At 36.8% G+C, this 15176-nt stretch carries 16 protein-coding genes and 1 other annotated feature; of the genes, 8 read left to right on the top strand and 8 right to left on the bottom strand.

Annotated features, from left to right (window positions below; all coding sequences use genetic code 11):
- Positions 1-166: 166 nt before the first annotated feature.
- The 3 genes from MKX39_RS12065 to sspI form a co-directional block, all read right to left on the bottom strand.
- Entirely contained in the window at positions 167-1159 is a 993-nt protein-coding gene (locus tag MKX39_RS12065; protein WP_093536929.1) for a bile acid:sodium symporter family protein, read from the bottom strand.
- A 9-nt stretch (positions 1160-1168) separates the two neighbouring features.
- Positions 1169-2554, bottom strand: coding sequence for an FAD-binding oxidoreductase (locus MKX39_RS12060; RefSeq protein WP_340769693.1), 1386 nt, complete (start codon positions 2552-2554; stop codon positions 1169-1171).
- Between the two features lie 252 nt (positions 2555-2806).
- Positions 2807-3016: a small acid-soluble spore protein SspI gene (gene sspI, locus MKX39_RS12055; RefSeq protein ID WP_093536931.1), complete on the bottom strand. Its 210-nt coding sequence runs from the start codon at positions 3014-3016 to the stop codon at positions 2807-2809.
- 90 nt (positions 3017-3106) lie between these two features.
- On the opposite strand from sspI, the gene MKX39_RS12050 reads away from it, so the two are divergent.
- The 4 genes from MKX39_RS12050 (at position 3107) to MKX39_RS12035 (ending at position 9275) form a co-directional block, all read left to right on the top strand.
- Positions 3107-3871, top strand: a complete 765-nt coding sequence (locus MKX39_RS12050; RefSeq protein WP_093536932.1) for a TrmH family RNA methyltransferase — start codon at positions 3107-3109, stop codon at positions 3869-3871.
- Between the two features lie 52 nt (positions 3872-3923).
- Positions 3924-4157, top strand: a binding site (T-box leader).
- A 121-nt stretch (positions 4158-4278) separates the two neighbouring features.
- A complete protein-coding gene (pheS, locus tag MKX39_RS12045) occupies positions 4279-5316 on the top strand; it encodes a phenylalanine--tRNA ligase subunit alpha (protein ID WP_093536933.1) in 1038 nt (345 codons plus the stop codon).
- Positions 5317-5329: 13 nt separating this feature from the next.
- Positions 5330-7741, top strand: a complete 2412-nt coding sequence (gene pheT, locus MKX39_RS12040) for a phenylalanine--tRNA ligase subunit beta (RefSeq protein WP_340769692.1) — start codon at positions 5330-5332, stop codon at positions 7739-7741.
- Between the two features lie 118 nt (positions 7742-7859).
- A complete protein-coding gene (locus MKX39_RS12035; protein WP_340762887.1) occupies positions 7860-9275 on the top strand; it encodes a sodium:solute symporter family protein in 1416 nt (471 codons plus the stop codon).
- Between the two features lie 49 nt (positions 9276-9324).
- Here the strand turns inward: MKX39_RS12035 and MKX39_RS12030 are convergent, their stop codons facing one another.
- Both MKX39_RS12030 and MKX39_RS12025 read right to left on the bottom strand, forming a co-directional pair.
- A complete protein-coding gene (locus MKX39_RS12030; RefSeq protein WP_093536936.1) occupies positions 9325-9519 on the bottom strand; it encodes a hypothetical protein in 195 nt (64 codons plus the stop codon).
- 101 nt (positions 9520-9620) lie between these two features.
- Complete coding sequence (locus MKX39_RS12025; RefSeq protein ID WP_340762885.1) at positions 9621-10766, bottom strand: MFS transporter; 1146 nt, start codon at positions 10764-10766, stop codon at positions 9621-9623.
- Positions 10767-10974: 208 nt separating this feature from the next.
- Between MKX39_RS12025 and MKX39_RS12020 the strand changes: the two genes are divergently transcribed.
- Positions 10975-11514: a DUF402 domain-containing protein gene (locus MKX39_RS12020; protein WP_340769691.1), complete on the top strand. Its 540-nt coding sequence runs from the start codon at positions 10975-10977 to the stop codon at positions 11512-11514.
- Positions 11515-11529: 15 nt separating this feature from the next.
- Complete coding sequence (locus MKX39_RS12015) at positions 11530-12057, top strand: GrpB family protein (protein ID WP_340769690.1); 528 nt, start codon at positions 11530-11532, stop codon at positions 12055-12057.
- Positions 12058-12170: 113 nt separating this feature from the next.
- Here MKX39_RS12015 and MKX39_RS12010 read toward each other — a convergent pair whose 3' ends face one another.
- From MKX39_RS12010 to rnhC, 3 genes are all read right to left on the bottom strand, one after another.
- Entirely contained in the window at positions 12171-12662 is a 492-nt protein-coding gene (locus tag MKX39_RS12010) for a hypothetical protein (RefSeq protein ID WP_340769689.1), read from the bottom strand.
- 118 nt (positions 12663-12780) lie between these two features.
- Positions 12781-13284 (bottom strand): GNAT family N-acetyltransferase, encoded by a 504-nt coding sequence (locus MKX39_RS12005; RefSeq protein ID WP_340769688.1) that lies wholly within the window; start codon positions 13282-13284, stop codon positions 12781-12783.
- Between the two features lie 17 nt (positions 13285-13301).
- On the bottom strand, positions 13302-14231 hold the full coding sequence (rnhC, locus tag MKX39_RS12000) for a ribonuclease HIII (protein ID WP_340769687.1): 930 nt from the start codon (positions 14229-14231) through the stop codon (positions 13302-13304).
- A 78-nt stretch (positions 14232-14309) separates the two neighbouring features.
- On the opposite strand from rnhC, the gene zapA reads away from it, so the two are divergent.
- The gene (zapA, locus tag MKX39_RS11995; RefSeq protein ID WP_093536943.1) at positions 14310-14570 is read left to right on the top strand and encodes a cell division protein ZapA; all 261 of its coding nucleotides are present in this window, start codon (positions 14310-14312) and stop codon (positions 14568-14570) included.
- A gap of 4 nt (positions 14571-14574) precedes the next feature.
- A complete protein-coding gene (locus MKX39_RS11990; protein ID WP_093536944.1) occupies positions 14575-15117 on the top strand; it encodes a CvpA family protein in 543 nt (180 codons plus the stop codon).
- Positions 15118-15176 lie beyond the last annotated feature (59 nt).

Here is a 15176-nt window from a genome sequence, read left to right as displayed (position 1 = left end):
ATCACTCTTTATTACATAAAAAATGTCTTAGTTGTCGATTATGTCGACGATTAAGACAATTTTTTTATGCTTCATTTCACTATCGAATTATCTTGTTTAGGCAATACAAGTCGGCCAGTCCAATAAAAAAGTAGAGTGGCCTGCACTCTACTCAAAATAATGAAGTTTATTCAAATTGGGCTTTTGTTGTTGTGCTGTCACTAGAATTTACAGTGTTCTCTTTTGCTTCTTCCTTCACAGGACGTTTAGACCAGTAAGTGGCTAAGATCGGTCCAGAAATATTATGCCATACAGCACCTAATGCACTTGGTAATGCTGCAAGTGGTCCTAGATGAGCAGTTGCAAGTGCTACTCCTAATCCAGAGTTTTGCATGCCTACCTCAATAGAAATTGCTCGTCGATCTAACTCCGATAATCCCATGATTTTTGCGGCATAATATCCTAGCAGTAAGCCTGCTCCATTATGCAAGAACACTCCTAAAAATACTAGTAACCCAGCAGAAGCAATATTATCTACATTTCCTGCAACAACAGCAGAAACAATCGTGATAATTGCTAATACTGAAATTAAGGGTACTACGTTTATACTTTTCTCTACAACAGTAGGGAACAACTTCTTCACTAATAATCCAAGGATGATTGGAACAATAATTACTTGTATTATGGACCTAAACATATCAACTGCATTTACTGGCATCCACTGTCCTGCAAATAAAAGTAATAATGCTGGTGTTAGTAAAGGAGCTAGTAGCGTGGAGAAGGATGTCATCGTTATAGAAAGTGGAACATTACCTTTAGCCAAATAAACCATTACATTAGATGCAGTCCCTCCGGGTACAGAACCAAGTAATACTAGTCCGGCTGCTAATTCACTAGGCAAATTCAACAAATATGCAATGGCAAAAGCGGTAATTGGCATTATTAGAAACTGTGCAATTACGCCGAATATTACTGGTTTAGGGTGTGTTGCGATTAATTTGAAATCGACAGCCTTTAAAGTCAAACCCATCCCAAACATAACAATACCTAGTAAAATCGTAATATACTTTCCAAATGGTAAAAATGTTTCCGGTATTAAAAATGCTACAACTGCAACAATAATTACGAGAAAAGCAAAATACTTACCTGCAAAATTACTTATGGACTCTAACAATTTCATGTTATACACCTAACTTTCTATATTTACGATTTTTTTGGGATTTAATATATTATTTGGATCGAGAGCTATTTTAATTTTTTCCATCACCTGTAAGGCTGCTCCGTGCTCTAAAGCTTGGTATTTTTGTTTGCCAATACCAACCCCGTGTTCTCCTGTACAAGTGCCGTTACGCTCCAAAGCATAATGAACAATTTTTTCATTGAAAGATTCTGCCTTCGCAACTTCCGCTGCATCAGTCATGTCAATCATCAGAATCGCGTGGAAATTTCCATCTCCGACATGCCCAGTAAGTCCGCCTATGAGTCCAATCGAGCTTAATTCATTACGTGCATATACGACTGCATCAGCTAGTTCCGAAATAGGAACACACACATCGGTAACCATCATCTTTTTGCCGACATTCCCGTGAATATAAGCATAAGCTAGGTTATGTCTAGCATCCCAAAGCTTTGTCCGTGCTGTATTATCCGTTTCAAATTGAATATCCACGCAGCCATGGTCTTCCATTATTTCTTTTGTAAACTCGACATCTTGTTTTAGTCCTGCTTCATTTCCGTCAAATTCTAAAAATAAGGTTGGGCTTTCTACATAATTCGTTTCGCTAAAACGATTTACTTGGCGAATCGATTCTTCGTCGACTAATTCTACGCGTGCTATTGGAATTCCAGTCTGTAAAATAGAAGTGACGGCTTCTACCGCGCTTTGAACAGAAGGGAATACTGCTCGAGCTGCAGTAGTAAATTCAGGTATACCATATACTCTTAGTGTTAACTCAGTAAAACAACCTAGTGTCCCTTCCGAGCCAACAAATAGTCCGTTTAAGTGGAACCCAGATGCTGATTTTGCCGCTAAACTTCCCGTGTGTATAACAGTTCCATCTGCAAGGACAACTTCTAAATCACGAACTTGATCACGCATGACACCATATTTAACAGTTGTAGTCCCACTTGCATTAGTAGCAGCCATTCCACCGAGTGTTGCATCTGCTCCAGGGTCTACGGAGAAGAACAGTCCATACTTTTTTAGTTCTTTGTTTAATTGTGAACGTGTCACCCCAGGTTGTACCTTTACTAGTAAATCATTTTCTCGCACCTCTAATATTTTATCCATTAAAGAGAAGTCAATTGTAATTCCGTTATCATACGGAATTATATGACCTTCTAAACTGGAACCACGTCCAAAAGGGACGACGGGAATCTGATAATGATTGGCTAGTTTCATAATTTCACTAACTTCATTCGTGTTTTTCGGAAATACAACTATGTCAGGAAGACATATCTCATGATACGACTCATCTTTGCTATGTAATTCTCTTACGGTTAGATTGATTGAAACCTGGTCTTCTTTTAAAACTTTTTTTAGTTCAGGTAAAATATTTTCAATAGATGTACTCACTTTATTCGCCTCTTTAATAGAATGATATATTTATTAGAATATTTAGAAGGATTCCAATAAAATGATTATAATCATTAATAATGAAAAGGTAAACTAAGGAAATTGTATTATATGGATATAAAAGTAAATTAATATATTGCATATTGGCTTTAAAAACTAATGTAATAGTGTTGTAAGCGTTTTATTTAATTTTAAAAATATTTTGACTAAACAAAAATTCCGCGAAGATTTTTTAGCTCCACGGAATTTCATTCATTTTGCAAATGCAGTTGCCAATTCGTTTAATACAGATTGTTTGTTAGATTCGTCTGTCATGTTCCACCATTTCTCAAAAAATACACCAAGTCCAGGTAGTAAATGTTCTTCGCCTTTTTGGATAGCATCTTCTACTACACCGCGAATGTCAGATGCAGTGTGACCTTTCATATTAGCAGTTATCGCTTCTCTAATTTGAAAATCCATTTTCATCACTCCTCGCAATTATCTTCCCCAAACTCTCGCCAGTTATACATGATTTTGTTACACTTATATAAAAAAGGCGGTTACATATAGATGAAACGAATTGAATCACCCCAAAATACGCTAGTAAAGCATTGGAAAAAATTATTAAGCGTACGCAAAGAGCGAGATAAAAGTGGCGAATTTCTAATAGAAGGTTATCACCTAATTGAAGAAGCGATAAAACAAAAAGAAAATGTGTTAACAATCATGATCAGTGATAATAGTGAAATTCCTAACAATTGGGATGTAGACAATTTAGAAATTGTCGAAATAAATGATGTGATTAAGAAAGAACTTGCGGAAACAGAGCATACACAAGGTATATTTGCACATTGTAAGCAACAAACTGTGAAGGAAGAAGAGCATGATAACTGGAGTCGTCTATTGTTAATAGATGCTGTGCAGGATCCAGGGAACATCGGTACAATGATTCGGACTGCAGATGCTGCTGGGATTGATGCTGTTATTCTTGGAAAAGGATCTGCAGATGCCTACAATTCAAAAACGTTACGGTCAGCACAAGGATCACATTTTCATTTGCCAATTATTAAAGGAAATCTTCCTGACTGGGTTGAGAAGTTGAAAGAACGAAAAGTAACCGTATTTGGCACAGCTTTTGAAAATTCTACTCCTTTTCATGAAGTGAAAAAAGTGGATGCGTTTGCGTTAATCGTTGGAAATGAAGGTAGTGGTATGAACAAAGAGCTTCTCGAGCAAACCGATCAAAATATTATCGTTCCTCTATTGGGACAAGCAGAATCACTAAATGTTGCAGTAGCTACTGGTATTCTGTTATATGGCCTTACTTTAAAATAAATCAGACTTGAACAAAAATACTAAAGTCCGTATAATAGATGTAATATGATATATAAAAGCTGTCATCGGGAAAAGTATATATGCCAATTCGACATAAGGGATTTTACACCTTGACTGAAAGTGTAACTAGAGAATGCATATAGAAGTTCACCCCGTTAGCTGCCACCGGGACCAGCAATTGCTGTAAAGGTGTGCCGGTGTAGAGCCGTTAGTCGAATTGAGTGATTGCACACTGTTTTTGTGCAATAATCAGGGTGGTACCGCGAAATTAGTCCTCGTCCCTTTTATAGGGGCGGGGATTTTTTATTTTGTACATATTTTGAGAAGGGATACTTCTTAGCGAGATAAGGTACAAAATTTGTTGTCCAATCAGACAAGGCGAATTTGATTAAGGAGAGATCATTAACATGGAAGCACAACTTCAACAGTTAAAAGAAGAAGTACTACAAAAAATTGAAGCTTCAGCAAGCGTCAAAGAACTAAATGACGTGCGTGTTGCCTACTTAGGGAAAAAAGGACCGATTACGGACCTTCTAAAAGGAATGGGTAAACTTCCAGCAGAAGAGCGTCCAAAAATGGGGGCACTAGTAAATGTAGTACGTGAAGAAGTAACTACTGTATTAGAAGCTCGTATGACTTTACTTCAAGAACAAGCTATTAATGAACAGCTAGAAAAAGAATCTATTGATGTAACATTACCAGGTCGCCCTATTAAGACTGGAAATCATCATCCACTTACTCGTGTAGTAGAAGAGATTGAAGATTTATTTATCAGCATGGGGTATGAAATTGCGGAAGGTCCAGAAGTAGAGAAAGACTATTATAATTTCGAAGCGTTGAACTTACCAAAAGGTCATCCAGCTCGTGATATGCAGGATTCTTTCTATATTTCAGAGGATATTCTTTTACGTACACATACTTCTCCAGTTCAAGCAAGAACGATGGAAGCAAAAGAAGGGCAACCGATCAAAATTATATGCCCTGGTAAAGTGTATCGTCGTGATAATGATGATGCAACGCACTCACATCAATTCACACAAATTGAAGGGCTTGTAATCGGTGAAAATATTCGAATGAGCGACCTGAAAGGTACTCTTTCTATATTTGCGAAGAAAATGTTCGGGGACGATCGTGAAATTCGTCTGCGCCCAAGCTTTTTCCCATTCACAGAGCCTTCGGTTGAAATGGATATTTCCTGTTTTAAATGTGGCGGCGATGGTTGTAACGTTTGTAAGAAAACAGGGTGGATTGAAATTTTAGGTGCAGGTATGGTTCATCCAAACGTCTTAGAGATGGCTGGATATGATTCTAAAAAACTTTCTGGATTTGCATTTGGTATGGGTCCAGAACGTATTGCAATGTTGAAATATGGAGTGGAAGATATTCGTCATTTCTATACGAATGATGTGCGTTTCTTATCGCAATTCCACCGAACAGAAGTGTAAGGAGGAATTTGACATGTTAGTTTCGACGAAATGGTTATCAGAATATGTAAATACACAAGGGTTAGATCCAAAAGATTTAGGAGAGAAAATCACACGTGCAGGTATTGAAGTGGATGCTGTGATTGATCGTTCTCATGGAATGACAAATGTTGTCGTTGGGTATGTAAAAGAAAAAGTGAAACATCCGGAAGCGGATAAGCTGAATATTTGTCAGGTAGATGTTGGCGAAGAGACTACTCAAATTATCTGTGGAGCACCTAATGTAGAAGCAGGACAAAAAGTAATCGTTGCTCGTCCAGGAGCAGTACTTCCAGGCGGCATGAAGATTAAAAAAGCCAAGCTTCGCGGAGAAGAATCAAACGGTATGATTTGTTCGCTTCAAGAATTAGGGATTGAAGGACGCCTTGTTTCTAAAGCGTATGCGGATGGAATTTATGTTCTTCCGGAAACAGCAGTTCCAGGGGAAAGTGTACTCCCATTACTAGGCTTAGATGATGTAGTTTTAGAACTTGGGTTAACGCCTAACCGTTCGGACGCATTAAGTATGCTCGGAGTTGCTTATGAAGTTGGTGCAATTTTATCTGAGGATATGCAGTATCCTGAAGCATCTTATTCGGAAAGCAATGAAAAAGCCTCTGATTATTTGAACTTAAAAGTAGAGGCAATGGAAGAAAATCCAATGTATATTGCAAAAGTTGTGAAGAATATTCAAGTGAAAGAATCACCACTTTGGTTACAACATCGTTTAATGGCTGCAGGTGTTCGTCCACATAATAATGTAGTAGATATTACGAACTATGTATTGATGGAATACGGTCAGCCTCTACATGCATTTGACTATGATCGTCTAGAAACGAAAGAAATTGTTGTTCGTCTTGCAAGTGAAGGGGAAAAAATTGTTACCCTTGATGATCAAGAACGTACATTAAAATCGAATCATTTAGTTATTACAAACGGTAAAGAGCCAATTGCCATTGCCGGTGTAATGGGTGGGGCTAATTCGGAAGTTCATAATGGTACGACAACGGTAGTTATCGAGTCAGCATACTTTGCTAGCGGATCAGTTCGTCAAACTTCAAAAGATCACAACCTACGCAGTGATGCGAGTGCGCGTTTTGAAAAAGGTGTCGATCCTAACCGTGTAATTCTTGCGGCAGAACGTGCAGCAAGTCTTCTTGCAGAGTTAGCAGGAGGAGAAGTGTTAGCTGGTTCAGTAATGGTTGATGAGCTAGACAAAACTCCAGCTGAAGTGGTTGTATCTCCGGACTTCATCAATAACCGTTTAGGGATGAAAATATCCTTAGAGGATATGACATCAATTTTAACTAGATTGAAATTTGACTACCAAGCAGCGAATGGTCTTTTGTACATTAAAGCGCCAACTCGTCGTCAAGATATTAAAATTGAAGAAGATATAATAGAAGAAATTGCTCGTATGTATGGCTATGATGAAATCCCAATGACTTTACCAGTTGAGGAATCTAAACCAGGCGGATTATCATCTTACCAAGCAAAACGTCGTCAAGTACGTGCATATCTAGAAGGTGCAGGTCTTTACCAGGCGATTACGTATTCATTAACTTCTAAAGAAATGTCTCAAAAACTTGCTTTAGAAACTGCTCCTGTAACCGAGTTATTAATGCCAATGAGTGAAGATCGTAGTATCCTTCGTCAAAGCTTGATACCACATTTACTAGAGGCAGTAACATATAATACAGCGCGCCAAGCAGATACAGTTGCGCTTTATGAAGTAGGATCTGTTTTCTTAGGCGAAACAGAATCAGGTTTACCTCATGAGCAAGAGCATCTAGCAGCAGTAATTTCTGGTAAATGGTTAGATCATAGCTGGCAGGGTGAGAAAAAAGCAGTTGATTTCTTTGTGTTAAAAGGAATTGTAGAAGGATTAATGGAACTTCTTGGTCTTTCAAAAGAAGTTGTATTTGAACGTACTGAAGTAGACGGGTTACATCCTGGACGTACTGCTTCTATCAAATTAGCTGGAGAGGAAATTGGGTTAATCGCTCAATTACATCCATCAGAGCAAAAAACTCGTGATTTAAAAGAAACCTATGTATTGGAATTGAACTTAGCCAAAGTGCTAAACAAAGAAGTTGAAGCATTGTATTATGCACCAGTTTCTAAATTCCCGTCCATTTCACGTGATATTGCATTAGTCGTAGATAGTGAAAAAGCTACTGGAGAACTGCAAGCAATTATCCATTTATCTGGTGGTAGATTACTTAAAAATGTACATCTATTCGATTTATATGAAGGAGAAAAAATGGAACCAGGCAAGAAGTCGGTTGCATTCTCCCTAACATATTTCGATCCAGAGCGTACACTTACAGATGAAGAAGTAGTAAATGCTCATAACAAAGTATTAAAAGCACTTGCTGAAAAAGCAGGAGCAGAGTTAAGAGGATAATGAATACATTTAGAGCAGTGCCAAATGGTGCTGCTCTTTTTTTATCAATTAAAAATAATTCAGAATAGTGTTTGAATTGTGCGGTGCATAGGGAATAGAAAAAAAGGGGAGGGGTTTTATGGGATTAGGTTTTTGGACATGGACGATAACCATTATATTATCTTTGTTCTTTATTGGTATGTCGTTTTTCTTTAAAAAGAAGGCGGACGCAAGTTTTGCTCATTATGCGATAGCTGGAGGGACACTGCCTTTTTTCTTATTATTATTTACTGATATTGCTACTATTATGGGCGTTGGAAATTTTGTTGGTCATTCATCTAAGGGATATGAGATTGGGATAGCTAATATACCTTTTGTTATTGGTGAGCAAGGAGCCAAAATCATATTTGCTCTCGTATTTGCGGGATTTGCTGCAAAATTTACATACAAAACATTAGCAGAAATGATGAATGATTTAATCGTACGCGATCGTATCACTCGAAGTCTAGTTGCCATTTTGACTTCATCTATTATGATTGCTTGGGTCAGTGGCCAGGCTATGGGTATGGGTGCCTTGTTCTCGACTTTTACAGGGGCTGATCCTATTCTAATGATATTAGTATTCTCGGCAGTGTTTATCATTTACACAGCTGTAGGTGGTATGTATTCAGTGGTATGGACAGACCTTATTCAAGGAGCAATTCTTATCGCAATAGCAGTGTGGTTTTACTTTCAAGTATTTAATCGAATTGATTTTAGCTATTCAACTCTTAAATCGGGTTTAGCAGATGTTGGATCGGGTGAACTAATTCAAATGAATTTATCTGTAATGGAAGTGTTAACGCTGTTTGTGACAGGAACGTTGGGTGTCTTAGCTGCACAAGTGTATTGGCAACGCTGCTTTGCTTCAAAAAGTTCTAAGTCAGCAAGTCGTGCCATGCTTATCAGTGGGGTTGTTGCAATTATCTTTACGATTCTAGCAACTATTAGTGGGTTGATAGTTAAGATTCAAAATCCCACGCTCGATGCAAAAAATGCTATATCGTGGTTGATATTAGAAGAAATGACGCAATTTGCAGCGTTGGCTTTCTTTATCATGATTTTCATGGCTGCCATTTCTAGCGCTTCATCTCTTCTGCATTCTGCTGCTGTTGTAATCATCAATGATTTGGTTATCCCAAATATGAAAGAAAAGGAAGATGCATTTTATCTTAAGTTAACAAGAGTTAGTGTGGTTGTGTTTGGTATGTTCACGATAGTTACTGCTATTTGGGCAGATTCTATTATTGACTTATTTTCTCTTGCATATTCGATGGCCGGTGGTGGAGTTGTTCCGGTATTAATAGTAGGGTTAATATGGAAGAATAAGAAAACCTCCGCCTTTGAAATGGGAACAAGAAATAGTCGTGTTTCTGTTTGGGGAGCACGTACTGGTATTTTGGCTGGAGCAGTTGTTTCTTTAACAATAGGAATATTATGGGGTGTCCTTGCATCAGTTATTATGACAATAGTTTTCTCGAAATTTTTACCTTCGAAAGAAACAATGATTAGTTAGGTGGAAAAAACCTCCATCCAAATGAAAAACCCTGCTTTCGCAGGGCTTATCATTTGGATGGAGGTAGATTATGACTAATCCACCAATCCACATGATCTAAATTGAAAACGATCATATTTGCCATTGGTTTTAAATGAGGAATCTCTCTTTTTATAATTAGTATGTCGATTTCCTCTTCAGTAAGTGGATATCCTACGGTATCTAAATATAAAGATAGCTTTTTAACTCCATAGGCTCTTCTCAATTAATCACCTCCCACCAAAATCTCTTTCCATAAAGAAAGTTTAGTAAAAGGTACTAATTTCAACTCTATATATGTTTAATACCCATTTTCACATAAAATAATCATCCGTTTATTTTATGTTTCCGTATAGTCAGTAGTATTCCAAATAAGACTCCGATGAAGGACATTGCTGAAATGATAAAGTAAAAAGTCTGCCCACCAAATTCTTTATAGAGGAAACCACCTGCATATGACGCAATTATACTAGATAAGCCAAAGAATAATAATGCTAAAACAGTTTGTCCAGTAGCTCGCCATTCCTTAGGCATAATATTATATAAATATTGAATAGCGGCGGTGTAGAAAATAGGGAATGTTAACATTTGTAATACTTGTAAGACAGTTAGAGTAACAGGGTTTGTGACATAGCCTGATATAAAAAAACGTAAGAAGTAAAAGAAGGTAGCAATCGTAATAATCTCCAACTCTTTACCTTTTCGAAGCCACCAAAAGCTGAGTGCAAAAATAATGATTTCACTACCACCTGCTAAGAAAAAAGCAATCCCTACTAAGGATGTGTCTCCTCCCAGTGCTTTGATATGTATTCCTAGAAATGTATCGTTCATACGTGCAGGGACAGAGCTTATGAATACTAATGCTAAGAATAGAAGCATCTCTTTGTTACGTAATACTTGTTTCAGTCCTTTTATCGTCACAGGTTTTGGGGAAGCTTGCACATCCGGCATAAACCAAACAATTCCAAATGAGAGAAGCCCCAAAAGAACAAATAAAATAGATAGACTACTCACTCCAAAATAATCCATTGTAAACCCAGCAATTAAAGATAAAATGGCATAGCCAAGTGCACCATATGTACGGATAGATCCATAGCTAATACGGGCCATCTCTGAAACAGTAAAATTTAAACTCTCCGTTAATGGATCGAGTGGCATAAGGAAAAAATAAACTAACAACGCGAAAATAATTAGTAACACAAAGTTATCGAAGTTAAATAAAAAATAACCCGAAATAGCAGTCAATCCAACAAGTAGCAACATCACCTTGCGAATTGTTTTTGTTTTATCGCTGATGAACCCCCACAACGGTTGGGCTATTAAAGTTACAAAACCCCCAGTACCTACGATAATCCCTATTTCACTTGTAGATAATCCTTGTTCCCCTAAATACACAGGCAAGAACGGTATAAAAACTGCAAGCAAACCAAAAAACAAAAAATTATATCCCTTTAATAAAACATGTACCTTCAAGAAGAATTCTCCTTTTCTAAAAACAAATAAAATATGATTTCAATTATTAACTTAATTATTGTAACTGATTTAAATGGTAAATAGCCGTTTTTAATAGAATAAACTATGGAATTTAAATTAACCAATAAGTTAGAATACTAAATCGGCTATAATTTCTATTAAAAGAGAAGTTAAGTACTTAATTGTCTGAATTCAATAGGGGGTAGGCATGTTAAAAAGAAGATATGGAGATCGTTCAGATTGGCAACGGATTAAGAAGAGAGAGTATGCACAATCTTATGTTGAGAAAGAGGAATTCACTGGATATATAACACTTCTTAACATGGTTCAGGTGTCGGAGCCCTTATGGGTGAAGTATGATGAAAAAAGTGTGTGCATTGTAGATGATGGATTTATGTGGTTACAACACTTTCCTAAAGGAAAACATTATTCTGTAACTACTATGTTTGATGCTAATGGGAAAGTGATACAGTGGTATATCGATATTTGCAACGAAATAGGAATAGAGCATAATATTCCATGGTGGGATGACTTGTTTTTAGATATTATCGTATTTCCTACGGGAGAGATTATTCAACAGGATGCAGATGAACTGGAAGAGGCATTAATAAACGGTTGGGTTGATCAAAGCATGTATAACTTGGCATGGCATCAAGCAAAAGAAATTACTACTAGTATTGTGGGAAATAATTTTGGGTTACTTAATTATTCCACAGTTCATAAAGAACTATTAACGAGACTTCTTTAAAAGGGAGAGATTTAAATGCGTAAAGTGGAGGTAGTGGCATATTCAGAGGGTTGGAAGAAAAAGTTTGATGAGGAAGCAATTCTTCTTCAACATATTTTCGGCTTGGAGATTCAAATTATCCATCATATTGGAAGCACGTCTGTAGAAAGATTGAGTTCAAAACCAATTATCGATATGATGCCTATAGTCCGAGATATAAGAAAAATTGACGCTTATAACAGCGCAATGATTGCGATTGGTTATGAACCTAAAGGTGAAAATGGACTTCCTGGTCGTAGATACTTCCAAAAAGGTGGAGATAATCGATCGCATCATGTCCATATGTATGAATTGGGTAATCCTGAAATTGAAAGACATCTTGCGTTTCGGGACTTTTTAAGAGTACATTCTATTGATGCAAGGCAGTACGGAGATTTAAAAGAAGCACTAGCAGAGCAATTTCCATATGACATTGACGCTTATATTAATGGGAAAGATAAATTAGCCAAAGAGATTGAAAAACAAGCACTCCACTGGTATAAAAGTATTCCTAAAGTGAGATAGGTTTTTTTATGAAAGTCGTATAAACTCGTTAGTTTCTTTGTGAAAAGGAAAAGCACGAAATGTAATTGACATTTCGTGCAAAGAAATTTGGATCCAGATTTTCCCCAGAAAGTTTAACACCAAACGATAATTTCATATGGTGTGGTCTGGGCAGGTATACTTCTTGTAGTTGGACCATAAATAACAATTAAATTTCGATTCGCAGGACTTTTCGTAAAAGGCTGACCATTAGTCAATAATATTGGAGTATATGGTGTTACATTTAGTCTTAACTGCCCATCACTGCTTTCCAATTGGCTATTAAAGAAGTCCACTTTAACATTTCGATTTGTATTTTCTTCTACTATAATAAGTGCCCGGTACTGTGGTGGGAAAATCAGAGGAACAGGGGCATCTCCATCATAGTATCCAGTTACCCTATCGCCCACTGCTACCACTGCATGGTCTACAAAATAAGTAGTGGGGGACACCACGAAATTTACTGAATTTCCGTTGCCATTATCAACCGACATTAATGTATAACAACCTTCGCCTTCACCATTAGCCCCTATCATAAAATCACTAATCCTGGTAACGGTACCCTGAAAAGCTTGAAAATTTACCATACTCAAACCTCCATCGCTATTTAAACACGCACTTATACATGTTATGCATTTGAATGGTTTTGTGTTATCTAAATTTATTATTTAGAATTACCCAAATTTACTTTGTATAAATTGTAGATTACATTAAATATTCATAATAAGGCTCTTCTTGTTTTGTATCCTCAAACCACTTCATACTCACATAGGTGAACCCGATTTTTTCTAAAATCTTTAATGAACCTATGTTTTGTGGATCTGCTGATGCAGTGATTATTCTAATATTTCCTTTGTTTTTAGCTAGCTTAAGGCAAGCTGCAGCTGCTTCAGATGCAAAACCTTTTCCCCAAGATTTCTTACTAAAATGATAAATTAACTCTATTACTCTCGTCGAATCAGTTGGATTAAAACCAGCTGCTCCTATTACTAGATCCGATTCTTTTTCTATTACTGCATAAACGGATAAACCTCTATCTTCATGTAATTTACGATATCCCTCTATAACTTTGGGAAGTAATTCATGTGCAGAAGGCCCATCACATAATGACATGACTTCTTCGTCCCCCCAAAATTGTTGAGCGGCTTCCACATGTGATTGTTCAAATACACATAAATATAATCGCTCTGTTTCACCAATAACTTTCATGTTGTACAACTCCCAAGCTAAAATCGTTTCTTGTTCACAATATTAATCGCTTTCCCAGTATTGGCAAAATGCCACTTTGTAATAGACATGAGAAACTCTTCTCCATGCTTCAAATAAATTTTCGCTGCTATTTCATCAACCTTAGCACTTGCTCCTTTAGGTATCGTCGTACCCGCTATTTCGGTCAGACGATCCATTTCCTTCAAGAAAGCATATCTCGCTATGATTGATGCTGCTGCAACAGATACGTGAAGTTGCTCTGCTTTTGTAGAAAACAAAACATTTTCTCGGACGATTTCTTTCTCCGTTTTAATATGATTATAGTAAATACCGCGCTCCGCAAACTGATCGATTAATATATATGCCGGTTTTTCTGAGTCCATTTTTTTCAGTACATGCTTTAATGCTTGGTTATGCATAAGTGCTTTTATCTTACCTTGAGACGACCCACGAGACTGTATGTCATTGTATTTTTCGTTTTTCAATACGAGGACACTATGTGTTAAAGTCGCCATTAAGTCAGGTGCCATTTTACGCATTATGTCATCTGTAAGCATTTTGGAATCCTTCACTCCTAAAGCTTTAACTAGCTCGACTTGTTCTGAACTGACAAAACATGCTGCAACTGTAATGGGACCAAAATAATCTCCAGTACCAGTTTCATCTGAACCTAGAACCGATAAGGTTGCAAAGTTAGGAGGTAAAAGATCCCCCTTCGCACCAGTTGTTGTAGTTTTAGTCGAACTTGTACCCCAAAGGGAAGCTTCGCGCGTAGAACCGTTTCCTTGAAACATCACCTTGCCAGATTTATAAATAGTAATGGCTGTATCTGCAAGCTTTGCTGCAAAAATAACACCAGGAGCAGACCTCTCTACCTTAAATTTCATATAATGCGATTTAACTTTTTCGATTTCGTTTGGTTTCAATAATAAGACTGTATTTGACATTCGTTCGTTCCTTTCTTCACATAGCAATCTATTTCGTGTTATTATTAGTATTAGGATTTTCTGAGGAGGGTTATGGCTTTGTCAGAACAAGAAAAAACACGAATTTCGGTTGATATATATGGACAGAATTATAAAATGGTAGGTTCTGAATCGTCGGGCCATATGAGACTAGTAGCATCAATGGTTGATGATAAAATGAGAGAAATAAATTCACATAACAGTCAACTAGATATTGCAAAACTTGCTGTACTCACAGCTGTGAATGCTGTAAATGATTACATAAAAGTAAAAGAACAATTAGAACTCTTAGAAGAAGAATTGAAAAGATTAAAGGACTGAAAACATGTTAGATATAATTATATTAATATTACTTGTCGGTGGTTTAATCACTGGCGCAAAACGAGGGTTAATCGTTCAACTAATCCACATGACTGGCTTTATCATTGCATTAGTAGTGGCTTATTCTTATTATAAACCACTTGCAGATAAATTTGTTTTATGGATTCCGTTTCCTGCTGTAACGGCTGGTGCTAAATTGACAATCGCCGTGGAGAGTTTAGATTTAGCACAAACTTTTTATCGGATTATTGCTTTTGCACTCATTTTTATAGTGGTGAAGTTCGCCTTGCAAATGATTGCATCTATGTTTGATTTTTTGAAGTATTTACCGATTTTAGGGTTTATAAGCAATATGGTGGGTGCAGTTTTAGGACTTATTGAATTTTATTTTATTATGTTTGTCTTATTGTATGTACTTGCTCTTTTACCAATCGATATGATTCAAAATTTAATATCAGGTTCAGTTTTAACTGGATGGATGTTAGAACACACGCCTATCCTATCGGAGATGGTTAAAAATTGGTGGTATATTTATATTGAAAAGTAACTTCTCTCAATAGAGGGAAGTTTTTTTGAAGTTAGCTATATTGGTTAATTGAGAAGAAA

Source organism: Psychrobacillus sp. FSL K6-1464 (genome assembly GCF_038003145.1).
Classification (GTDB): domain Bacteria; phylum Bacillota; class Bacilli; order Bacillales_A; family Planococcaceae; genus Psychrobacillus; species Psychrobacillus psychrotolerans.
This window is presented reverse-complemented; position numbering and strand designations above follow the sequence as displayed.

Bases quoted from the DNA above. Each gene is read 5' to 3' on its own strand.
- MKX39_RS12020 (WP_340769691.1), top strand. From the start codon at position 10,975: ATGTTAAAAAGAAGATATGGAGATCGTTCAGATTGGCAACGGATTAAG.
- rnhC (WP_340769687.1), bottom strand. From the start codon at position 14,231: ATGTCAAATACAGTCTTATTATTGAAACCAAACGAAATCGAAAAAGTT.
- pheT (WP_340769692.1), top strand. From the start codon at position 5,330: ATGTTAGTTTCGACGAAATGGTTATCAGAATATGTAAATACACAAGGG.
- MKX39_RS12005 (WP_340769688.1), bottom strand. From the start codon at position 13,284: ATGAAAGTTATTGGTGAAACAGAGCGATTATATTTATGTGTATTTGAA.
- MKX39_RS12065 (WP_093536929.1), bottom strand. From the start codon at position 1,159: ATGAAATTGTTAGAGTCCATAAGTAATTTTGCAGGTAAGTATTTTGCT.
- pheS (WP_093536933.1), top strand. From the start codon at position 4,279: ATGGAAGCACAACTTCAACAGTTAAAAGAAGAAGTACTACAAAAAATT.
- MKX39_RS12035 (WP_340762887.1), top strand. From the start codon at position 7,860: ATGGGATTAGGTTTTTGGACATGGACGATAACCATTATATTATCTTTG.
- sspI (WP_093536931.1), bottom strand. From the start codon at position 3,016: ATGGATTTTCAAATTAGAGAAGCGATAACTGCTAATATGAAAGGTCAC.
- MKX39_RS12010 (WP_340769689.1), bottom strand. From the start codon at position 12,662: ATGGTAAATTTTCAAGCTTTTCAGGGTACCGTTACCAGGATTAGTGAT.
- MKX39_RS11990 (WP_093536944.1), top strand. From the start codon at position 14,575: ATGTTAGATATAATTATATTAATATTACTTGTCGGTGGTTTAATCACT.
- MKX39_RS12015 (WP_340769690.1), top strand. From the start codon at position 11,530: ATGCGTAAAGTGGAGGTAGTGGCATATTCAGAGGGTTGGAAGAAAAAG.
- MKX39_RS12050 (WP_093536932.1), top strand. From the start codon at position 3,107: ATGAAACGAATTGAATCACCCCAAAATACGCTAGTAAAGCATTGGAAA.